Annotated in this window: 22 protein-coding genes; 13 read left to right on the top strand and 9 right to left on the bottom strand. The window is 64.9% G+C overall.

The window, feature by feature from the left end; genetic code table 11:
- Positions 1–7 precede the first annotated feature (7 nt).
- From NFV80_RS00755 to NFV80_RS00730, 6 genes are all read left to right on the top strand, one after another.
- Positions 8–1,282, top strand: coding sequence for a cell division protein ZipA C-terminal FtsZ-binding domain-containing protein (locus NFV80_RS00755; protein WP_295324490.1), 1,275 nt, complete (start codon positions 8–10; stop codon positions 1,280–1,282).
- Between the two features lie 14 nt (positions 1,283–1,296).
- Positions 1,297–3,318 carry an NAD-dependent DNA ligase LigA gene (ligA, locus tag NFV80_RS00750; protein WP_295324491.1) on the top strand — a complete coding sequence of 674 codons (2,022 nt, stop codon included), beginning with the start codon at positions 1,297–1,299 and terminating at the stop codon, positions 3,316–3,318.
- A 76-nt stretch (positions 3,319–3,394) separates the two neighbouring features.
- Complete coding sequence (locus tag NFV80_RS00745; protein ID WP_295324494.1) at positions 3,395–3,943, top strand: hypoxanthine-guanine phosphoribosyltransferase; 549 nt, start codon at positions 3,395–3,397, stop codon at positions 3,941–3,943.
- A 1-nt stretch (position 3,944) separates the two neighbouring features.
- Positions 3,945–4,688, top strand: coding sequence for an S-methyl-5'-thioinosine phosphorylase (locus NFV80_RS00740; protein WP_295324497.1), 744 nt, complete (start codon positions 3,945–3,947; stop codon positions 4,686–4,688).
- Positions 4,681–5,214: a peptide deformylase gene (gene def, locus NFV80_RS00735; RefSeq protein ID WP_295324499.1), complete on the top strand. Its 534-nt coding sequence runs from the start codon at positions 4,681–4,683 to the stop codon at positions 5,212–5,214. The genes NFV80_RS00740 and def overlap by 8 nt, the downstream gene beginning before the upstream one ends.
- A gap of 57 nt (positions 5,215–5,271) precedes the next feature.
- Entirely contained in the window at positions 5,272–5,763 is a 492-nt protein-coding gene (locus tag NFV80_RS00730; protein ID WP_295324502.1) for a low molecular weight protein-tyrosine-phosphatase, read from the top strand.
- Between the two features lie 51 nt (positions 5,764–5,814).
- On the opposite strand, the gene NFV80_RS00725 is transcribed toward NFV80_RS00730, so the two are convergent.
- Positions 5,815–6,423 carry an NUDIX domain-containing protein gene (locus NFV80_RS00725; RefSeq protein ID WP_295324505.1) on the bottom strand — a complete coding sequence of 203 codons (609 nt, stop codon included), beginning with the start codon at positions 6,421–6,423 and terminating at the stop codon, positions 5,815–5,817.
- 151 nt (positions 6,424–6,574) lie between these two features.
- Here NFV80_RS00725 and NFV80_RS00720 point away from each other — a divergent pair, with 151 nt between their 5' ends.
- From NFV80_RS00720 to xerC, 7 genes are all read left to right on the top strand, one after another.
- Positions 6,575–7,450 (top strand): YihY/virulence factor BrkB family protein, encoded by an 876-nt coding sequence (locus NFV80_RS00720; RefSeq protein WP_295324507.1) that lies wholly within the window; start codon positions 6,575–6,577, stop codon positions 7,448–7,450.
- A 127-nt stretch (positions 7,451–7,577) separates the two neighbouring features.
- Positions 7,578–8,357 (top strand): methylmalonyl-CoA decarboxylase, encoded by a 780-nt coding sequence (gene scpB, locus NFV80_RS00715; protein ID WP_295324510.1) that lies wholly within the window; start codon positions 7,578–7,580, stop codon positions 8,355–8,357.
- 105 nt (positions 8,358–8,462) lie between these two features.
- Positions 8,463–8,744 carry a high-potential iron-sulfur protein gene (locus tag NFV80_RS00710; protein WP_295324513.1) on the top strand — a complete coding sequence of 94 codons (282 nt, stop codon included), beginning with the start codon at positions 8,463–8,465 and terminating at the stop codon, positions 8,742–8,744.
- Between the two features lie 72 nt (positions 8,745–8,816).
- On the top strand, positions 8,817–9,317 hold the full coding sequence (locus tag NFV80_RS00705; RefSeq protein WP_295324516.1) for a GNAT family N-acetyltransferase: 501 nt from the start codon (positions 8,817–8,819) through the stop codon (positions 9,315–9,317).
- Positions 9,318–9,341: 24 nt separating this feature from the next.
- Positions 9,342–10,172: a diaminopimelate epimerase gene (dapF, locus tag NFV80_RS00700; protein WP_295324519.1), complete on the top strand. Its 831-nt coding sequence runs from the start codon at positions 9,342–9,344 to the stop codon at positions 10,170–10,172.
- A complete protein-coding gene (locus NFV80_RS00695) occupies positions 10,169–10,822 on the top strand; it encodes a DUF484 family protein (protein ID WP_295324523.1) in 654 nt (217 codons plus the stop codon). Before dapF ends, NFV80_RS00695 begins: the two co-directional genes overlap by 4 nt.
- Positions 10,823–10,832: 10 nt before the next feature.
- Positions 10,833–11,753: a tyrosine recombinase XerC gene (xerC, locus tag NFV80_RS00690; protein WP_295324526.1), complete on the top strand. Its 921-nt coding sequence runs from the start codon at positions 10,833–10,835 to the stop codon at positions 11,751–11,753.
- A 56-nt stretch (positions 11,754–11,809) separates the two neighbouring features.
- On the opposite strand, the gene NFV80_RS00685 is transcribed toward xerC, so the two are convergent.
- The 8 genes from NFV80_RS00685 to NFV80_RS00650 all read right to left on the bottom strand — a co-directional run bounded on the left by NFV80_RS00685 (position 11,810) and on the right by NFV80_RS00650 (position 19,846).
- Positions 11,810–12,199 (bottom strand): DUF2784 domain-containing protein, encoded by a 390-nt coding sequence (locus tag NFV80_RS00685; protein WP_295324530.1) that lies wholly within the window; start codon positions 12,197–12,199, stop codon positions 11,810–11,812.
- Between the two features lie 84 nt (positions 12,200–12,283).
- Complete coding sequence (locus NFV80_RS00680) at positions 12,284–12,610, bottom strand: TfoX/Sxy family protein (RefSeq protein ID WP_295324533.1); 327 nt, start codon at positions 12,608–12,610, stop codon at positions 12,284–12,286.
- 118 nt (positions 12,611–12,728) lie between these two features.
- The gene (locus tag NFV80_RS00675; RefSeq protein ID WP_296757491.1) at positions 12,729–13,133 is read right to left on the bottom strand and encodes a S4 domain-containing protein; all 405 of its coding nucleotides are present in this window, start codon (positions 13,131–13,133) and stop codon (positions 12,729–12,731) included.
- A 2-nt stretch (positions 13,134–13,135) separates the two neighbouring features.
- Positions 13,136–13,702, bottom strand: a complete 567-nt coding sequence (locus NFV80_RS00670) for a response regulator transcription factor (RefSeq protein ID WP_295324539.1) — start codon at positions 13,700–13,702, stop codon at positions 13,136–13,138.
- A gap of 12 nt (positions 13,703–13,714) precedes the next feature.
- A complete protein-coding gene (locus NFV80_RS00665; RefSeq protein ID WP_295324542.1) occupies positions 13,715–15,082 on the bottom strand; it encodes an ATP-binding protein in 1,368 nt (455 codons plus the stop codon).
- A gap of 137 nt (positions 15,083–15,219) precedes the next feature.
- Positions 15,220–16,524 (bottom strand): nitrate/sulfonate/bicarbonate ABC transporter ATP-binding protein, encoded by a 1,305-nt coding sequence (locus NFV80_RS00660; RefSeq protein ID WP_295324545.1) that lies wholly within the window; start codon positions 16,522–16,524, stop codon positions 15,220–15,222.
- 12 nt (positions 16,525–16,536) lie between these two features.
- Complete coding sequence (locus NFV80_RS00655; protein ID WP_295324549.1) at positions 16,537–18,300, bottom strand: ABC transporter permease subunit; 1,764 nt, start codon at positions 18,298–18,300, stop codon at positions 16,537–16,539.
- Between the two features lie 235 nt (positions 18,301–18,535).
- On the bottom strand, positions 18,536–19,846 hold the full coding sequence (locus NFV80_RS00650) for an Nramp family divalent metal transporter (protein ID WP_295324552.1): 1,311 nt from the start codon (positions 19,844–19,846) through the stop codon (positions 18,536–18,538).
- Positions 19,847–19,929: the final 83 nt, after the last annotated feature.

Genomic DNA, 19,929 nt, shown 5'->3' with positions numbered 1-19,929 from the left:
AATTGACATGACCGACTTGCAGATGGGTTTGATCGGCCTCGGCGGGGTCGCCGTGTTCGGCGTGCTGGCCTACAACAGGTGGCAGGAACACAAGCACCGCAAACTCGCCGAGGAATTGTTGAGCGCCCGCCAGGCAGACGTTCTCCTCGATGAGTCGGTGGCTGACGAAACGGAAGAGGTAGCCGGAACCGTGGCTGCCGAGGTCGCTGCGGCGGCCCAGCGGAATTCGGTCAATGCAGGGTCGGCAGCAGAGCGGGTCGAGCCGCTGTTGCGGCACGAGCCAGAGGCGGACGACCGGGCGAGCGATCGGCAGGGACACGCCGACGCACGCAATGCGCAGCAGGTTCCTGCCTTCCTGCTGGCCGGCGAACGGCCAGTGCGGGCTGCGGTGGCGGAGGCGGACGAGTGGCTAGCGAATGCCGACGAAGCACGTACCGAGGCCAGGCAGCCGACGGCCTCGCTTTGTCTATTGTCGCCGACGATCGACTACATTGCCGCGATCGAGGTCTCGGAGCCGGCGGCGGCGTATCAGATCTGCACCGCGCAGCGCTCCGCTCTGGCACGACTGGCCAAACCCGTGCACTGGATCGGCTTCAATGAACAGGCGCACGAGTGGGAGCCGATTGTCGAGGACAGCGACAGCACGTACCGGCACATTCGCGTCGGGTTGCAGCTGGTCGACCGCAAGGGTCCGGTCCGTGACAGCGATCTGTCGATCTTCCACCTCGCCATGCAGGACCTGGCCACCGAGCTGATGGGCTTTGCCGAGTTGCCTTTGCGCGATCCGGCATTGCAACTGGCCGCGCAGCTCGACGAATTTTGCGCCGGGGTGGATATTCAGATCGGCGTCAACGTGATCAGCCAAGGGCAGGTTTTTCCAGGAACCAAGTTGCGTGCACTGGCCGAATCGGCAGGCATGGTGATCGATGGCGAGGGCGGCTTTTCCCGTCGTGACGACGATGGCAGGCTGCTCTTTGTCCTGACCAACCAGGAAGCGAATGGCTTCTCGGCCGAGTCGATGCGGACCATGACGACGCATGGAGTGACCTTCCTGCTCGACGTTCCGCGGGTTGCCAATGGCGATCGTGTCCTGACGCAGATGGTCGAATTGGCGCGGCGTTTTGCCGACGCCTTGCATGGCGCATTGGTTGACGACAATCGGCGCCCGCTGTCCGAGAATGCCATCGAGCCTATCCGGCGCCAGATCGTGCAGTACCAGACGGCGATGGCGACGCGCCAGTTGACGGCCGGCGGCGCCCTGGCGCAGCGGCTGTTCTCCTGAAACGGACGCTCTGCATGCCTTTCAGCGAGCGTGTGCAGGCCTTGCGGGCCGCGATCGAGGAGCACAACCATCGCTACCATGTGCTCGACGCGCCGCTGATCAGCGACGCCGAGTTCGACCGGCTGTTCCGTGAATTGCAGTCGCTGGAAGCCGAACATCCCGAACTGGTGACCAGCGATTCGCCGACGCAGAGGGTGGGCGCCGCGCCGCTGCCGGAGTTTGCCGCGGTCGTGCATGCGACGCCGATGCTGTCGCTCAACAATGCGTTTTCCGAAGAGGAGGTGGCTGCCTTCGACCGCCGCGTGCGCGATGGCCTGGCGAGCGCCGGCGAGGTCCAGTATTCGGCAGAGCCCAAGTTCGACGGTCTTGCCGTCAGTCTGACCTACGAAGGTGGAGTCCTGGCGCGCGGCGCGACGCGCGGCGACGGCTGGACCGGCGAGGACGTGACGGCCAATCTGCGTACCGTGCGCAGCATTCCGTTGCGCCTGCACGGCAGTCGCTGGCCGCCAGTGATCGACGTGCGCGGCGAGGTGCTGCTCTGGCGCAGCGATTTCGAGAAAATGAATTCGCGGCAGCGCGAACGCGGCGAAAAGGAGTTCGTCAACCCGCGCAATGCCGCTGCCGGCAGCCTGCGCCAGCTGGACCCGCGCATCACGGCGACGCGCCCGCTGCGCTTCTGCGCCTACGGCATCGGCGCGGCCGCGGGCGATGACCTGCCGGCGACGCACTCGGCCCTGCTCGACCGGCTCGCCCAATGGGGCTTTCCGGTGGCTGCGGAGCATCGCCGGGTCAGCGGTCTGAGCGGCCTGCTCGAATATTACGCGGGGATCGGCGGGCGTCGCCAGTCCTTGCCCTACGACATCGACGGCGTCGTCTACAAGGTCGATGATCTGGCCGCACAGGATCGTCTCGGGTTCGTCTCGAGGGCGCCGCGCTTCGCGCTGGCGCACAAGTTTCCGGCCGAGGAAGTGGTCACCGAACTGCTCGACATCTCGATTCAGGTCGGGCGGACCGGTGCGCTGACGCCAGTGGCGCGGCTGGCGCCGGTATTCGTCGGTGGCGTGACGGTGACCAACGCCACTCTGCACAACGAGGACGAGATCCGGCGCAAGGACCTCTGCATCGGCGATGCGGTCATCGTTCGCCGAGCCGGAGACGTGATTCCGGAAGTCGTCGGCGCGCTGCCCGCGAGGCGTACTGCGGCCGTCCGCCAATTCGTCATGCCGACCGCCTGCCCCGTTTGCGGCTCGCGCGTCGTCCGCCAGGCCGACGAGGCGGTGGCGCGCTGCAGCGGTGGCCTGTTCTGCCCGGCGCAGCGGAAACAGGCGCTGCTGCACTTCGCCTCGCGGCGGGCGATGGACATCGAGGGGCTCGGCGAAAAGCTCGTCGAACAACTGGTGGATGGCGCGATCGTGCGCACCCCGGCCGACCTCTATCGACTGGGATTGCTGGCGCTGGCCAATCTCGAACGGATGGCCGACAAGTCGGCGAACAATCTTCTGGCGGCGATCGAGCAAAGCAAGCAGACGACGCTGGCACGCTTCATCTACGCGCTCGGCATCCGCAACGTCGGCGAGGCGACTGCGCGCGATCTGGCGCGCCACTTCGGCAGCCTTGACAGCCTGCTCGCGGCCGATGTGGCGCAATTGCTGCAGGTCCCCGAAGTCGGTCCGATCGTTGCGGAAAGCATTCGCCAGTTCCTGAGCGAGCCCCACAACCTCGAAGTGATCGAACAGTTGCGCGCTGCGGGAGTCACATGGCAGGAGGGCGAGGCGATGGTTGCGAGCGCTGGCATGGTGGTTGGCAAGGTCTTCGTGCTGACCGGTACCTTGCCCGGAATGACGCGCGAGGCGGCGCGGGAGAGGATCGAAGCGGCTGGTGGCAAGGTCAGCGCTTCGGTGTCGACAAAGACCGACTTCGTCGTCGCTGGCGCCGACGCCGGCAGCAAGCTCGCAAAGGCTCGCACCCTGGGGCTGACGGTAATCGACGAGGCGCAGCTGCTGCGTCTGCTCGGCGTGGAGCAGGCGACGCAATGAACGGCTTTGGCACGGCCAGGCACCGGCATCGTCACGCCGTCGAGGCGGCGCAGCTCTTGGCGAGGCGGGAGAACCGATGATCGATCCGCAACAGGCGCTGGCGATTCTCGCGTCGGCCGACATCATCCACCCGGCCGATACCGTCGCTGCCGCGGTGGACCGTGTCGCCCGGGAAATCACCGTGCGCTTGCGCACGAGCAATCCGGTGCTGCTCTGCGTGCTCAACGGCGGTATGCCTTTCGCCGGGCAATTGATGACCCGTTTGACCTTTCCGCTCGATTTCGACTATGTGCAGGTCGCGCGCTACGGTCAGGCGACCAGCGGCGGCGTGCTGTCCTGGCGGGTCGAACCGGCGCTTCCGCTGCGCGGCAGAACCGTCCTGGTGGTGGACGACATCCTCGATGAGGGAGTGACGCTGGCGGCGATTCGTGATCGCCTGCTCGAGCTCGAAGTCGCCGCGTGCTACACCGCGGTCGTCGCCGAGAAGATGAACGGCAGGCGAAAGCCGATCCAGGCCGATTTCGTCGCGTTGACCGTTCCCGATCGCTTCGTTTTCGGCTACGGCATGGACGTGCGCGGTGCCTGGCGCAATTTGCCGGCGATCTACGCGATGCGCGGAAATTGACATGCTCGCGGTCATCGGTGGCAGCGGCATGACTCGCCTGGCCAGGCTCGAAGTAGTCGAGCGCACGCAGGTACGGACGCCGTACGGCGAACCCTCTGCGGCGCTAAGCTTCGGCCGGTTCGGCGGGCGGTCGCTGGTATTCCTGGCGCGGCACGGCGACGAGCACACGATCCCGCCCCACCAGGTGAATTATCGGGCCAATCTCTGGGCCTTGCGCACCTGCGCGCCGGTCGGCATTGTCGCCGTGGCAGCGGTCGGCGGCATCCGTTCCGACCTGGGTCCCGGCGATCTGGTGATGCCGCATCAGATCATCGATTACACCTGGGGTCGCGAGTCGACCTACCACCAGGGGCCGCTCAGCGCCGTGACGCACGTCGATTTCACCGAGCCCTACGATCGCGAACTACGCCAACGGATCGGGGCGGCGGCAGCGGCAATCGGCGTTACGATCGGTGGCGTCGCCGTCTATGCGGCAACGCAGGGTCCGCGTCTGGAAACCGCTGCCGAGATCGACCGCCTCGAGCGAGACGGTGCCGACGTGGTCGGCATGACCGGAATGCCGGAAGCGGTGCTGGCTCGCGAACTGGGCATACCCTATGCGGCGATCAATGTGGTCGCCAACCACGCGGCGGGGCGGGGCGATAGCCGCCAGGGAGTGAGCATGGACGCCCTCCACGCCGTTCTCGAAGAGGCGATGCTGCGCGTCGGTGCGATTATCGAAAGGATGCTGACTAGCAATGATTAGACCGGTGCTGAGGATGGGCGACCCGCGGCTGTGGCAGAAAGCCCGGCCGGTGCGGCAGTTCGATACACCGCAACTGCACGCGCTGATCGCGGACCTCGAGGACACCATGCGCCATCTCGACGGCGCCGGTCTCGCCGCGCCGCAGATCGGCGTCGATCTGCGGGTGGTGATTTTCGGCGTCGACGGCAATCCACGCTATCCGGACGCCGCATCGGTTCCGCGCACGGTACTGATCAATCCCGTACTGACGCCGCTTTCCGCGGAGATCGAGGAGGACTGGGAGGGCTGCCTCTCGGTACCCGGCCTGCGCGGCGCCGTGCCGCGCTGGATGAGGCTGCGCTACACCGGTTTCGATGCGCGCGGGCGATCGATCGACCGCAGCGTCGATGGCTTCCACGCGCGCGTCGTGCAGCACGAATGCGATCATCTCGACGGCATTCTCTATCCGCTGCGGATCCGCGACTTCACTCGGTTCGGATTCGTCGATGAGCTGTTTCCCGGGGGTGGTGGCGGTGCGATCGAGTAGCCGGCCGATGTGCACAGGCGCGAGCGCCGAGCTCGCTTCTTGCTGAGGAGGGCGGCAGTGGCCGAGCGATTCCGGATTCTCTTTGTCTGCATGGGCAATATCTGCCGCTCGCCGATCGCCGAAGCGGTGACGCGCACGCTGGCGCTTCGTCAGGGTCTGGCAGCGCTGCTGGAGTTCGACTCGGCGGGAACTCACGGTCATTACCACGCCGGCGAGCCGCCGGATGCGCGCGCCCGGCGGGTGGCGCTGCGGCGCGGCTATGATCTGTCGAGGCTGCGCGCGCGCTCGGTCATCGAAGCCGATTTCGATCGTTTCGACCGCATTCTGGCGATGGACGAAGCCAATCTGGCTGTGCTGAGACGTCTGTGCCCGGAGGAAAGCCGCACCAAGCTGGGCCTGTTCCTCAGTTATGCGCCGCATCTCGGCATCTCCGAGATTCCCGATCCGTACTACGGCGCGGAATCGGGATTCGACCGTGCGGTCGACCTCTGCGAGTTGGCGGCGCGCGGGTTGCTGGCCGAGTTTGCCCGTGAGCGGGGCTTCGCGTGAGCGACGGTGCTGGGGCCGCCAGGCACGCACAGCAGTCGACCCGGGCGGCGTTCAGGCCTCGGCCAGCCAGCGCCTGCGCACCGCCTCCCGGTGACGGGCGAACCATAACAGGGCGATCAGCGGCCAGGCGGAGTCGGTCCTTCCCTGTTCGGCAAGGGTGATCGCCTGCTCGGCGGCAAGGCGGACGACGCGGATGTCCTCGCCCTCTGCCGCCAGACCGTGAATGCCGCCGGCAGCGCTGGCATCGATGCGTCCCAGGTAGAGATGGGTGCGCTGCGAGGTCTTGGCCGGACTGCTGTAGAACTCGCTGATCGGCAGCAGATCGGTGATCGCGCACCCTGCCTCCTCCCATGCTTCGCGGCGCGCGACTGCCGGTGGCGTTTCGCCGGGTTCGATCAGGCCGGCGACGACTTCCAGCAGCCAGGGCCCGCGCGCATCGTTGCGGGCCCCGATGCGGAACTGCTCGATCATCACGACTTCGTCGCGCTGCGGGTCGTAGAGCAGCACTGCCGCGACGTCCCCTCTCTCGATCACTTCGCGCACGATCGCCGGGCTCATGCCACCGGCAAACAGGCGGTGGCGCAGGCGAACGCGCTGCAGCCGGTAGAAGCCCTGGTAGCAGGTCTCCTCTTCGAGAATTTCGAGATCCTCTGTGCGCACGCCCGCCTCCCGCTTGGATCGCAGCGTGGAGTGTAGCGCAGCGGGCGGCACGTCGGCCGAATCTGCTGCCTGCGAGCGACATTGTGATGCATACTCGCGGCAATGCCCCGAATCTTTCGTCCGGATCAACCGCCAGCGATCGCCATTGAGAATGCCAGCCGTCAGCCGGTCCACCGCGCAAGTCATCAAGCACCCGGCAGCCTTTGCGCTGCGGACGCTCGGCAGCTTCCAAAGGAACCAGGGCTTGCTGCTGGCGGCGGCGATTGCCTATTACGCGCTGTTGTCGGTGGTGCCCCTGCTGATTCTGTCGGTGATCGCGCTTTCGCAGCTGGTCAGCCAGGCAGAACTGCTGGCAACGATCGGGCGCTATCTGGAGTGGGTGGTGCCGAGTCAGTCACGAACCTTCCTCAAGGAAGTGTCGGTCTTCCTCGAAAACCGGGCGACGATCGGGGCGGTCCTGCTGGTGACCATGCTGTTCTTCAGTTCGCTCGCCTTCTCGGTGCTGGAAAAGGCGATGGCGGTCATCTTTGCCCATCGCGCAGCGCTGGAACAACGCCACTTCCTGACCTCCGCAGTTCTCCCCTACTGCTTCGTCTTGCTGCTCGGTGTCGCCTTGCTCGGTGTGACCATCGCCTCGATCGCGCTCGAGGCAATCGCACGCGCAAGTCTGCACTTCCTCGGTCGCGACTGGTCGCTCGGCGGCTTCGCGGGCGAATTACTCTACCTGCTGGGTCTCAGCGTCGAGGTGCTGATCGTCACCGCGATCTACCTCGTCATGCCGGTGGGCCACCTGCGTTTGCGACACGCGCTGTTCGGCGGCTGCACGGCGACACTCATCTGGGAAGTGATCCGCCGCATCCTGGTCTGGTTCTTCACGACGCTGTCGAAAGCGAGTCTCGTATATGGGCCGCTGGCGACTGCGGTGGTGGCCATGTTCAGCATGGAAATCGCGGCCACGGTGCTGTTGCTCGGCGCGCAGGTAATCGCGGAATATGAGCAACTGCGCGATCGACTGACCACCGGCTGAGGACCTGCCTCGGCTGCGATCGAAGTTGTCTGGTGGCCGGGGGTGGATTTTTCCGCGTCCGGGCCGGATGGATGGCGAATGCCGGAGGAGGGCATTCATCGATATACCCACCAAGAAGGAGGAAGACATGTCGCTGATCATCACCGAAACACAGGATGCGATCGGTACGATCGTGATGAACCATACGGCGAAGCGCAATGCCCTGAGCGAAGCGCTGATCAACGAGATCACTACCGTCCTCGACGCCTTTCGCGAGCAGGGCATCCGCGCCGTGGTGCTGCGCGCGCCAGCCGGCAGCAAGGTCTGGTCGGCCGGCCACGATGTCAGCGAACTGCCGGACAAGGGCCGTGATCCGCTCGGCTGGGCCGATCCGCTGCGCGTGCTGATCCGGGCGATCCAGGAATTCCCGGCGCCCGTTCTCGGACTGATCGAAGGCGGCGTCTGGGGTGGCGGCTGCGAGGTCGCGATGGCCTGCGACATCCTCGTGGCGACACCCGAGGCCACTTTCGCGATCACCCCGGCCAAGCTCGGAGTTCCCTACAACCTCGGTGGCCTGCTGACCCTGATGAACATGATCCCGCTGCCGGTCGCCAAGGAGATGCTGTTCACCGCCCAACCGATTCCCACCTCGCAGGCGCAGAACCTCGGAATGATCAACTACATCAAACCGGTAGAAGAAATCGACGCGTTCGTTTACGGCCTTGCCGGCCAGATCGTCCGCAATTCGCCGTTGAGCATTTCGGTCATGAAGGAGCAGTTGCGCCTGCTCTCCAGCGCACGTTCGATCACCCCTGAACTGTTCGAGCGGATGCAGGGGCTGCGCCGGGTGGTGTACGACAGCCACGACTACGAGGAGGGACTGGCCTCGTTCCGCGAAAAGCGCAAGCCACAGTTCCGCGGCAACTAGCCACTGATCGAAGTGAATCGGGAATGATGGTTGGCGCAGAACTTGTACGATCCGCCACGGTCTGTTTTCATTCCCTCCTTGCTTGCCGGAGAGCCCTGACTCGTCATGAACACCAACCTCAACCGTCGCCGCTTGATGAAGTCCGCCGGTATCGCGCTTGCCCTGGTTCCCCTGATTGCCGTCACGCGTGAGGCCAGAGCGAGTTCGAATCCAGCGGTACGAACGAAAGTGAAATACCAGGATGTTCCCATGGACGGGAAGAACTGCAGCACTTGCCTCGAGTTCCTCCCTGGCAAGACCGACACGGACCTGGGTAGTTGCAAACTCATCCCGAACGACGACGAAATCTCGCCGAACGGCTACTGCAGCCTCTGGAACACGATGTAGGAAGAGTCGTCAGATACCGACGGTGCGGGCAACCTGGTCCCCGGGCGGCGCGGCAGGCATTCAGGAGCTTTCATGGACATCTCGATTTCCCCGGTCACCCCGGCCGACATCGGCGCCGTTGCGGCGCTGGCGCGCGTCGTCTGGCAGCATACCTATCCCGGAATCATCAGCCAGGAACAGATCGACTTCATGCTCGAGCAACGTTACGACCCCTCGCGCATGGTCGAGGAATTGACGATGCCCGGGATCTGGTGGGATCAGGCGATGGTCGATGGCGAACTGGCCGGCTTTTCGTCGTGCCTGATCACTGCAGCAGGGGAAATGAAGATCGACAAGATTTACGTCGACCCGCGCAGACAGCGGATCGGTGTCGGCGCCCGACTCATCGACCAGGCGTCCGGCCATGCTCTGGCGAGTCGTTGCAGCACGTTGGTCCTGGCGGTGAACAAGCGCAACGAACGGGCCATTGCCGCATATCGCAGGCATGGCTTTGCCGTCCGTGAAGCCGTCTGCGTCGATATAGGGCACGACTTCGTCATGGACGACTTTATAATGGCGAAGTCGCTCTTCTAGCACGGCGCGAAATCCCCCGACACGATGAAACTCAGATTTGCCAAGATGCACGGACTCGGCAACGACTTTGTCGTGTTCGACGGCATTCGCCAGCCGGTCGAGTTGACGCCGGAGCAGCTACGCTTCTTGGCTGACCGCCATTTCGGAATTGGCTGCGACCAGATTCTGGTCGTCGAACGCCCCAGTCAGCCGGACGTCGATTTTCGCTATCGGATCTTCAACGCCGACGGCGGCGAAGTCGAGCAATGCGGCAACGGGGCGCGCTGCTTCGTCCGTTTCGTCCATCAGGAAGGACTCAGCAGCAAGCGCGGGATCCGCGTCGAAACTCTCGCCGGGGTGATTGTTCCCCGACTCGAGGAGGACGGCAGCGTGACCGTCGAAATGGGAGTGCCGGTTTTCACACCGGCGCAGATTGTTTTCGACAGTGCCAGCGACGATCTGGTGCAGAGGCTGACGGTCGCTGACGAAGAACTCGCGATCACTGCAGTCGGCATGGGCAATCCGCATGCGGTGCAGCTGGTAGACGACGTCGATACCGCACCAGTCGCGCGGCTGGGGCCGCTGATCGAATCGCACCCGCGCTTTCCGCAGCGGGTCAACGCGGGTTTCATGCAGGTGCTCGATCGGCACGCGATCCGCCTTCGGGTTTTCGAGCGTGGCGCGGGAGAAACGCTGGCCTGCGGAACAGGCGCCTGTGCCGCAGTGGTTGCCGGCATCGCGCGCCGCCTGCTCGATTCGCCCGTGCGCGTTGAAATGCGTGGGGGTGTGCTGTTCGTTGCCTGGCGCGGCAACGGCACGCCGGTATTGATGACGGGTCCCGCCATTACCGTCTTCAAGGGAGAAATCGATTTATGAGATCGGAAGAAGTCGCGAGCTATCTGCAGGACAATCCGCAGTTTTTCGAGGAGCATGCCGACCTGGTGGCGAACATGGTCGTTCCGCACCCGCACGGCGGGCGCACGATTTCGATCACGGAGCGCCAGATGCTGGCGCTGCGCGACAAGAACCGGCAACTCGAAGGAAAGATGGGCGAATTGCTGCAGTTCGGCGAAGAAAACGACGCGATCAGCGAAAAGATGCATCGATTGGCGGTAGCGCTGATTGCCGCGAGAAGCTTCCAGTCGGTCCTGCACACGCTGAACTTTCACCTGCGCGACGATTTCGCGGTCCCGCACGTCGCCCTACGTCTGTGGTATCGCTCCGAGGGGAGCGGGGAATTGCCCGAATTTGCCGACGTCAGCCATGACCTGCAGGCTTTTGCCGAAACGCTGGTGCAACCGTATTGCGGTTCGACCGCGGGCTTCGAGACCTCGTCATGGTTTGGCGAGGCGTCCACCCATGTCCGCTCGCAAGGGCTGATCGCCATGCGCAACGGCGGCGGGACGATCGGCATGATTGCCCTCGGCAGCGAGGACCACGAGCGCTTCTACGCCGGCATGGGGACGATCTATCTCGAACGTCTCGGCGAAATGGCGTCGGCCGCCCTGGCGCGCGTCCTCAGCTGAATCGCGTGCGATGAACGGCAGCGTCGCTGCCTATCTCGACGAATTGGCGCAGCAGCGCCGGCTGTCCGCGCACACGGTCAAGGGCTATCGGCATGACCTCGAGTTGCTGTGCCGCCTGATCGACGAGTCGTCCGGCAGGTCCACCCGAGCAGCCGGGGAATGCAGCTTCGCCACGCTGCAAACGCAGCACATCCGCCGCTTCGTCGCACAGTTGCATTCCCGTGGGCTCGGCGGCCGTTCACTGGGGCGCGTCCTTTCCGCCTGGCGCGGTTTCTATCGCTGGCTCGGCCGGCAGGGCGAGACGAGTCAGAATCCGGTCGACGGCGTGCGCGCGCCGAAGAGCCCGAAAGCGCTGCCGAAAGCTCTGTCGCCCGACGAAGCCGGTCGCCTGCTGGCAGCCGACACCGAAAACCTGCTGGCACTGCGCGATCAGGCGATGTTCGAGCTGTTCTACTCTTCCGGTCTGCGCCTGGCCGAACTCGCGGCGCTCGATGTTTCCTGTCTCGAAGACCTGCTGGCCGGCGAGGTGCGCGTCCTCGGCAAGCGCAGCAAGCTGCGCATCGTCCCGGTGGGGAGCAAGGCACGGGCCGCGGTCGCGTCATGGGCGGCACAGCGCAGCCAGATCGCGGCGGCAGACGAAGTCGCCCTGTTCGTCGGCCAGCGCGGCAAGCGTCTCGGCATGCGCATGATCCAGCTCCGCCTGCAGCGGCGCGGCTTGCTGCAGGGCCTGCCAGCGCGGGTGCATCCGCACATGCTGCGCCATTCGTTCGCCTCGCACGTGCTCCAGTCTTCGGGCGATCTGCGCGCCGTGCAGGAGATGCTCGGGCACGCGAGCATCTCCTCGACACAGGTCTACACGCACCTCGACTTTCAGCATCTGGCCGCGGTCTACGATCAGTCGCACCCGCGCGCCAAGCGCAAGGCGGATTGACGGCGAAGGCGGGGGCCGAGGGCGAAGGAAAGTTCGCGCAGCGTGTCGCCACACGCCTACCGATCCGAATTCGGCATCCCTCGCTTCCCGCAAAGTCGATGGCAAAGCCATCCATACGCGGCGAGATTGACCACGATCACCAGCGCCGCCAGAGCGATCTGGATGCCGCGCGTGAGTCCGGCCGGATAGAGGATCGGCAGCAGATAGTGCTCGACGAAGCTTGTGCGGTAGGCGGCTTGGCCGGCGGCCTGTCGCCAGCCCGTTTCCAGCGGTGTCAGCGGGCATTCCCAGCCGTACAGCTCTACCAGCGCAGCCCAACAGGCGGCGGGAAGGTGGGCCACCGCCAGTCCGGGCCAGCGCCGCAGCAGCAGGCCGCCGAAAAGGACGAAACCGATGAACAGCAGATGCACGACGACGACGCAGTCGGGGAGCAGTCGATGGCTCATCGCGGAATGGTGCGCGAGCGGTGGTGCCCGCTTGCTGCGAAAGCCTTCACTTGCGGGCGGGTGCGCGGCATCGGGGCGTTGTCCTCAGGGGCCCTTTGTCTCGACTTCGAGTGCCAGCAACAGGCTGCTGCGCTGCTCACGCGCGACTTTCTGCCATGGCTCGCCAGTCAAGGCCCCCTGCAGCGCCCACAGCAGGTTCAGGCTGGCCGTGCGATCGACCCGCTTGACCCGCGCGTAGGCCGCCACCGCGCCGATTTCGCGCAACTCGTCAAGCGAACGGATGGACGCCCGCGCGAGCATCGCGCTGGATTTCGGGCCAAGATTGGGCAGCCTCTCGATCTGCGAGGCGACGGCATCGGTCACCTGGCCGGAATTCGGGTCGCTGGTGGCAGTGGCGATCAGCGTTTTCATCGGGCTTCGTGGGTCGGAGCAAGGCACTTCGTATTGTCGAAGCGAGGTCGGGAAGGACAGGCACAGTATTCCGGGCTGGCCGACGGGCGTCAACTGCACCGGGAGGGCTTGCCTGCGATCAGCAGTTTTCGTTGAATCCTCGGATCTGCCGCCGGTCTCTCTTGGTCGGACGTCCGCGCAGCTCGCTGCCGGGGACCGGTGCGAGTCGCCGCGCCTCCTGATTCGCGGCACGTCGCGCGCTGCTCTCGGGAGTTTCCTGGTAAAGCAGTTGCGCTTCGCTGGCCGGACGACGCTGGACGTTGAAGCCGCGGACGACGACTGTCCAGACCAGGTCGCCGATGGCGATTTCGAGGCAGGCACCCATGTGCAGGTCGCGACCGGCCTTCACCGTATGGCCGTCGAGTTTGACGTGGCCGGCGGCGATCGCCTGTGCGGCGAGCGAACGCGTCCTGTAGAAGCGTGCTGCCCATAGCCATTTGTCGATTCGCATCCGTGCCGGGGTGGCAGGTGTGCCGTCGGTCATGTTCATTCCGGACTTGGATGTTTGCCGAGCTTGCGCTGTAGCGTGCGACGGTGCATTTTCAGGGCGCGCGCGGTGGCCGAGATATTGCCCCGATTCTCGCTCAGCACGCGCTGGATGTGCTCCCACTCGAGCCGATCGACCGACAGCGGGGAACTGGCAAGCGGAATCGCCGAGTCGCCGGCGCCGCCCCTGTTGAGTGCCGCAACCACCTGATCGGCATCACAGGGTTTGGCGAGGTAATGGATGGCGCCGAGCTTGATCGCCTCGACCGCGGTGGCGATGCTGGCGTAGCCCGTGAGCATGACGATGCGCGTGTTCGGATCGAGTTCGATCAGTTTCTCGACCAGCACCAGGCCGGAAGGACCGGGCATGCGCAGGTCGACCACGGCGCACTCGGGCGCCTGCGCCTGTGCCTTGGCGAGGGCCGATTCGACGTTGGCGGCGACGGTCACGGCGTATCCTCGCCGATCGAGGGCGCGTGCCAGGACGCGCCGGAAAGCGTCGTCGTCATCGACCAGGAGCAGCGTCGTTCGCTCGTCGTCGGGCGGTTGCAGAATTGGCTTGAGCATGTCGTCGCTCCTTCAGGCCGGCCGCAGCGGCAGGGTGACGCGGGTGCACGCGCCGCCGCGCGGATCATCGCGGTTGAACAACTCGACCCTGCCGCCCAGGCGCTCGATTGTGGCATTGCTGAGAAACAGACCGATGCCGATCCCGCGGGGGCGTCCGCCCGAGCCGGTCTTGGTGCTGAAAAAGGCTTCGCCGAGGCGTTGCGCGGTCTCCGACTGGAGTCCAGGGCCGCGGTCGAGAATCTCCACCCGGACACTGCCGGTGTCCCAGCGGGCGAGAAAGTGAAGCGCTTCCGCGCTGGCGGCGTTGGCATCGGCAGCGTTGTCGAGCAGGTTGAGGAGCGCCTGCGCCAGCGTCCGTTCGGCGGCGATCGCCGGGGCCGGCTGTTCTCCCTGCAGCGTCACGTGCAGCACGGCCTGCGGGCGGATGATCTGCCAGTCGTCGAGCAGACGCTGCAGATAGGCGTCGACCGGCAGCGAACGCAGATTTTCGTCGCGACCCTGGCCAGTCGAAGCGAGAATCTCGGAGATCGTCTGCTTGCAGCGCTCGACCTGCTGGCGCAGCAGCAGAAGGCTCTCGCTGAGCTCGGGATCACGCTCATGGTTCAGTTCAAGTTCGCGGAGGACGATGGCCATCGTGCCGAGCGGCGTCCCCAACTGATGCGCGGCACCAGCGGCGAGGGTTCCCAGCGAGAGAATCTGCTCGTTGCGCAGAGCCGCTTCGCGGGCCGCCGCCAGCTCGCGTTCGCGTTCCCGGAGCGCCGCGGCCATGCGTGTCAGGAAGAAGGCCACGACACCGGTGCTGATCACGAAATTGAGCCACATGCCGACCACGTGCAGGGCGAAGCCGCTGGCGTGCGCGGCATGTTCGCCGGCACCACCGGCGGCGCGGGCGAGCAGTGCGTCCCACTCCGCCAGATTACCCTGCGGCGGCGGGAGCGGGAGGTTCCAGAACATCAGAAAGGTGTAGACGAGCAGGGTGATTCCCGCCATTCCCCACGCATGTCGGGCAGGCAACAGCGCGGCGGCAAGCGTGGGTGGCAGCAGAAAGAGCGAGACGAAGGGATTGGCCGAGCCACCGGCAAAGTAAAGCTGCCATGCCAGCGCGCCGACATCGATCGTCAGGTGGAAAAAGACCTCGCCGGCCGAGACCGGCCCGCCGTGTTCGACGCGCCACCGGCTGGCCAGGTTGATGGCGGCAAGAACGACAATGACCACGGTCATCGGCACGACGGGCAGTGGAATCTTCAGCCAGGCCACCGCCAGAAAGAGCACTGTGGTCTGCGTCAGCACTTCGATCCGGCGCAGCGCGAGCAGGCGCGGCAGCGGGTTGGCCTTGCCTTGCCGGAGCATCTGCGGCGAACCCTGATCGATCTGAGGCATTTCTCGCTACCTTGCCGTGCAGCCAGCAAAGCGCGAGATTCTACGCCGTACCGCGGACGTTCGGCCGACCTGCGGCAATCGGTCGCGGTCTGTGTTGCGGGTCGATGGCCGCCCGCGACGCGCGGGAGAGCGGGGCCTCAAGGGGTATCCGCAAGGTCCTCGCTGCCCGGATTTTCGAGACTGAAGGTTCCGGTGTCGCCATCATAGGCGAGGATTTCCGCGTAGCGCCCCCAGTCGGTGACGACGCCCAGCACCCGTTCCGCTTCCTCCTCGCTCAGGTGATCCTCGAGCTCGCGCAGGAAACGCGACCGTGGCGCGCGTGAACCGCTGCGTTCTTCCAGGACATGGCGGATGTTCGTCGCCAGAGGAATTCTCTGCAGCAATTGCTCTCCGAAAATGATCTTGCGCTGCAGGATGTCGGCTTCGGCAAAGGTTTTTCCGGCTGGCGTCAACTCCACGCGTTGCCCGTTGGTGCGCGTGAATACCATCAGTTCGAGCGCCTCGATGATCGGGAACAACTCGTCCACCTCCATCTGCATCACCTCGGCCAGAACCGACAGGCCGAGTCCGCCGGCGTTGCCCGGAAGGTTCAGGCGTTCGAGAATTCCCATCATCTGGCCGACGGTCGCCGACGGCAGGCGGTACCCGACACCGAGCTTGCGCCGCTGTGCCGCGCCCGTCGACGAGATGGCCGCGTAAACCTGTTCGACGAGCAGCCGGAAAGCGCGTGAATCCGGATCACGTGGATGCTTGAGCTGCACCCGGATCTCGCTCTTGATGCTGCCGGGATTGTTGTGGAGGATCACGATGCGGTCGGCGACCAGCGCCGACTCCTCGATATTGTGCGATACGAGGAGCATCGCCCGGGTCGGGATCTGGCGCGTTGTCCACAGATCCATCAGGTCATGGCGCAGCGCCTCGGTGGTCGGTACGTCCAGGGCGGAAAAGGGTTCGTCCATCAGCAGCACGTCGGGATGTACCACCAGTGCCCGGGCAAAACCCACGCGCTGGCGCATGCCTCCCGAGAGCTCCTTCGGATACGCCGATTCGAAGCCGTCGAGACCGATCATGTCGATCACTTCCAGGGCGCGCCGTCGACGTTCCTCGGCGGGAACGCCGGCGGCTTCGAGGCCGAGTTCGACGTTCTGCTGCACATTCAGCCACGGAAACAGAGCAAAGGTCTGGAACACCATGCTGATTCCCGGCTGCGGTCGCGTCACGCGCTGCCCCTTGTAGCGCACTTCGCCCATCGTCGCCGGCGTCAGGCCAGCGATGATTCGCAGCAGCGTCGACTTGCCACAGCCCGAACGGCCGAAGAGGACGATGATCTCGCCAGGGTTGACGCACAGATCGATGCCTTCGAGTACCGGGCTTGCGCCGCCGTCGCCAGAGCGAAAGGTCTTGCCGACGCAGTGCAGTTCGAGCAGGGGCTCCCTTTCCATTCGGCGATTCCCTCAAACGAAGCTGAAGCGCTGTTCGGCCATCATGTACAGTCGCTTCCAGACGACACGGTTGAACAGGACGACGTACAAGCTCATCACGACGACCCCCAGGGCGACGCGTGGATAATCGCCGGCCGCGGTCTGCGTTGCGATGTAGGCTCCCAGCCCGGTCGCGCTCAAGCTGGTGCTGCCCCAATTGACCAGCTCGGAAACCACGCTGGCATTCCAGGCGCCACCGGAGGCGGTGACCGCGCCGGTAACATACGACGGAAAGACCGACGGCAGGAGCAGCCGGGTCCACCGCATTCCCCCGCGCAAGCCGATGTTCGCAGCTGCTTCCTGCAGGTCCGACGGCAGGGCGGCGGCGGCCGAGACGACGTTGAACAGGATGTACCATTGGGTGCCGAGGATCATCAGCGGGCTGAGCCAGATTTCGGGATCCAGATGGAAGCCGACGATAGCGGAAATCGCGACGGGGAAGAACAGGTTGGCCGGAAATGCCGCGAGCAGGACGACAATCGGTTGTGCCGGCTGGCCGATGCGCGGGTTGAGTCCGATCCAGATGCCGATGGGTACCCAGAGCAGCGAGGCGAGTGCGACGAGAAGCAGCACGCGCGCGCCGGTGATCAATCCGAGCAGCAACACCTGGCCGACCTCCTGGAAGCTGACCGCCGCATGCACGAAACGAATCAGCGCGAACGTGCTTGCCGCCGCTGCCATCACCACGAGGGCGTTCCAGTAGCGGTCGAGAAGCGCGCCGTCCACGCTCCAGCGCAGTCGCCGCGGCCAGGCAAAGGCCTGCCGCGCCTGCCTCGACGCCAGCAGCGCCGAGACCAGCTGGACAACCACCATTCCGCGCATCACCGCAGCGAGGAACATGCGCGTGAACTGCGCACGGCGCAGTAGCGACAGGAACCACGAGCGCGGCGGACGCTGGTTTTCGGTGAACTCGAACTTGAACCTCTCGCCCCAGGCGACCAACGGGCGGAACAACAGTTGATCGGTCGCCAGGATCACGATGAACATCGCGAGAATGGCGTAACCGACGGCGGGCAGATCCTCGCTGCGAATTGCCAGCGCGATGTACGAGCCGATCCCGGGAAGCTGAATGCTCATGTTGTCAACCGTGATTGCTTCCGAGGCGACGACGAAGAACCAGCCGCCAGCGACCGACATCATCATGTTCCAGATCAGGCCAGGCATCGCGTAAGGTGCCTCCAGCCGAAAGAACTGCTGCCACGGCGAGAGCTTGAGCATCCGCGAAACCTCATACAGATCGCGGGGGACCATGCGCAGGCTGGCGTAGTAGCTGAACGTCAGGTTCCACGCCTGCGACGTGAAAATCGCGAAGACCGCCGCGAGTTCCGGGCCCAGCATGCTGCCGGGAAAGAGCCGGACGAAACCGACGACGCTGATCGACAGAAAGCCGAGGATCGGGATCGATTGCAGAATGTCCAGCAGCGGGATGAGAACCCGTCCGGCGGCCACCGATTTTGCCGCCAGGCTGCCGTAAAGAAGCGCGAAAGCGAGCGATCCGAGCATGGCCAGCGTCATGCGCAGCGTCGTACGCAGGGCATACTCGGGCAGATTCCCCGGTTCGAGGGATATCGGGATCGGCGTGCCGAGAACATACGGCGCGTTCATTTTCCCACTGCCCCAGGTGATCAGGAACAGCGTGCCGATTACCAGTGGCAGCAGGAGAACGTCCCAACGATTCGGGCCGACCGCGCCAGCCGCGCGTGGCGCGAAGCGGTTGAAACCGGCGTTTGTCGTCATCGCCTTGCGTCTTGCACAGGGGCATACGCGCTCTGGCCGGAGGTGCGATCAGCCTGCGCGAGCGGTTCTTGGCCCATCGTTGGCCGAGATGGCGATTTTCGCCTGTCCGGGTGCGTGCGGCAACGCCTTTCGCGAACGATTCCACGTCCAACTCGTTCGTTGCCCGGGGGTGGCGCCGCGCGGCGCCACCCACTATTCTTCCTCGGCCGTTGCCAGCGGTCTTTTCCGTGAAGGATCAGCCGCCCAGCTTGATGCCGAACCAGTCGAGCACGGTCAGTACGATCAGCGTCAGCGACAGCAGGCTGACGACGATCGCAATCGTCCACGCCGCCAGATTGTAGGCCCTGCGATTGACGTACTTGCCCATCAGCTCGACGTTGTTGATCAAGGTCAGGATGGCGAACAGCTCGATCGGCAGCACCAGACCCTGCAGCACCTGCACGCCGAGCAGCACCTGGATGACCGGCAGGTTGGGGATCAGCGCCAAGGCGGCGCCCAGCCCGAGCAGCACGGTGAACATTCCCTGGAAGACCGGTGCCTCGCGCCACGAGAACGACACGCCGCGCTCGAAGCCCAAGGCCTCGCTCATCACGTAGGTCGTCGACAGCGGCAGCACGCCACCGGCCAGCAGGCAGGCGCCGAGGAGACCAATGGCGAACAACTGGCTGGCGTACTGCCCGGCAATCGGCGCCAGGGCCTGTGCGGCGTCGGCGGCGGTCTCGACTGCCTGGCCGATCGGAAACAGGGTCGCGGCGGTGGCAATGATGATGAATCCGGAAATGGCCACGGCAAAAAAAGTTCCGGCCCATACTTCGAAGCGTGTGAAGGAATATTCGCTGGGCTTCACCCCTTTTTCGACGACCGCCGACTGAACGTACAACTGCATGTACGGCGTGATCGTGGTGCCGATCAGCGCGATCAGCAGTGTCAGCCAGGCCGGATCCTCCTTGATCTGCGGCGTCACGATCTGGCCGACCACCTCGTGCCAGTCGGGTTTCCCGAGGATCGCCGAGCCGATGTAGCTGAGAAAGACCAGCGTCAGGACGAGGAAGATCTTTTCGACCCGGCTGTACGAACCGCGCGTGATGAGCACCCAGAGCAGCACCGCAGAAACCGGCACGGCGATGTAGCGACTGACGCCAAACAGTTCCGCCGCTGCACCGATGCCGACGAATTCGGTGACGATGACGCCAAAGTTGGCGATCAGGAGGGCGAACAGGATGAACACGGTCATGCGCAGCGAGAAGTTTTCCCGGACGAGATCCGAGAAGCCCTTGCCCGTCACCGTGCCGAGGCGGGCGCACATTTCCTGGACGACGCCAAGGCTGAAGAGAATGACCACCATCACCCAGAGGAAGTCGTAGCCGTACGAGGCGCCGGCAGACGCGTAGGTCGCAATGCCGCCGGCGTCATTGCCGGCGTTGGCCGCGATCAGGCCGGGGCCCATCGCCATCAGATACACCCAGATTTTTCCGCGCTTCTTGTGGCCGTGCGCGAGCTCGGCGGCGGTTTCGAACTGTTCGCTGATCGGATTCACATTTGCCATCACTTGTCTCACTTTCCCGGCGCCAGCGCGCCAAACGAATTCCATTGCCTGCGGGACAGGCCCGCGTCTTCCTGATCGCTCGA

It is taken from the genome of Accumulibacter sp. (assembly GCF_023806565.1).
GTDB lineage: Bacteria > Pseudomonadota > Gammaproteobacteria > Burkholderiales > Rhodocyclaceae > Accumulibacter.
The sequence above is the reverse complement of the archived record's forward strand: the minus strand, read 5'-3'. Positions and strand labels throughout refer to the sequence as shown.

Bases quoted from the DNA above. Each gene is read 5' to 3' on its own strand.
- NFV80_RS00755 (WP_295324490.1), top strand. From the start codon at position 8: ATGACCGACTTGCAGATGGGTTTGATCGGCCTCGGCGGGGTCGCCGTG.
- NFV80_RS00665 (WP_295324542.1), bottom strand. From the start codon at position 15,082: ATGCCTCAGATCGATCAGGGTTCGCCGCAGATGCTCCGGCAAGGCAAG.
- dapF (WP_295324519.1), top strand. From the start codon at position 9,342: ATGAAACTCAGATTTGCCAAGATGCACGGACTCGGCAACGACTTTGTC.
- def (WP_295324499.1), top strand. From the start codon at position 4,681: ATGATTAGACCGGTGCTGAGGATGGGCGACCCGCGGCTGTGGCAGAAA.
- NFV80_RS00650 (WP_295324552.1), bottom strand. From the start codon at position 19,846: ATGGCAAATGTGAATCCGATCAGCGAACAGTTCGAAACCGCCGCCGAG.
- xerC (WP_295324526.1), top strand. From the start codon at position 10,833: ATGAACGGCAGCGTCGCTGCCTATCTCGACGAATTGGCGCAGCAGCGC.
- NFV80_RS00685 (WP_295324530.1), bottom strand. From the start codon at position 12,199: ATGAGCCATCGACTGCTCCCCGACTGCGTCGTCGTCGTGCATCTGCTG.
- NFV80_RS00745 (WP_295324494.1), top strand. From the start codon at position 3,395: ATGATCGATCCGCAACAGGCGCTGGCGATTCTCGCGTCGGCCGACATC.
- scpB (WP_295324510.1), top strand. From the start codon at position 7,578: ATGTCGCTGATCATCACCGAAACACAGGATGCGATCGGTACGATCGTG.
- NFV80_RS00710 (WP_295324513.1), top strand. From the start codon at position 8,463: ATGAACACCAACCTCAACCGTCGCCGCTTGATGAAGTCCGCCGGTATC.
- NFV80_RS00655 (WP_295324549.1), bottom strand. From the start codon at position 18,300: ATGACGACAAACGCCGGTTTCAACCGCTTCGCGCCACGCGCGGCTGGC.
- NFV80_RS00705 (WP_295324516.1), top strand. From the start codon at position 8,817: ATGGACATCTCGATTTCCCCGGTCACCCCGGCCGACATCGGCGCCGTT.
- ligA (WP_295324491.1), top strand. From the start codon at position 1,297: ATGCCTTTCAGCGAGCGTGTGCAGGCCTTGCGGGCCGCGATCGAGGAG.
- NFV80_RS00680 (WP_295324533.1), bottom strand. From the start codon at position 12,610: ATGAAAACGCTGATCGCCACTGCCACCAGCGACCCGAATTCCGGCCAG.
- NFV80_RS00675 (WP_296757491.1), bottom strand. From the start codon at position 13,133: ATGACCGACGGCACACCTGCCACCCCGGCACGGATGCGAATCGACAAA.
- NFV80_RS00695 (WP_295324523.1), top strand. From the start codon at position 10,169: ATGAGATCGGAAGAAGTCGCGAGCTATCTGCAGGACAATCCGCAGTTT.
- NFV80_RS00740 (WP_295324497.1), top strand. From the start codon at position 3,945: ATGCTCGCGGTCATCGGTGGCAGCGGCATGACTCGCCTGGCCAGGCTC.
- NFV80_RS00660 (WP_295324545.1), bottom strand. From the start codon at position 16,524: ATGGAAAGGGAGCCCCTGCTCGAACTGCACTGCGTCGGCAAGACCTTT.
- NFV80_RS00670 (WP_295324539.1), bottom strand. From the start codon at position 13,702: ATGCTCAAGCCAATTCTGCAACCGCCCGACGACGAGCGAACGACGCTG.
- NFV80_RS00720 (WP_295324507.1), top strand. From the start codon at position 6,575: ATGCCAGCCGTCAGCCGGTCCACCGCGCAAGTCATCAAGCACCCGGCA.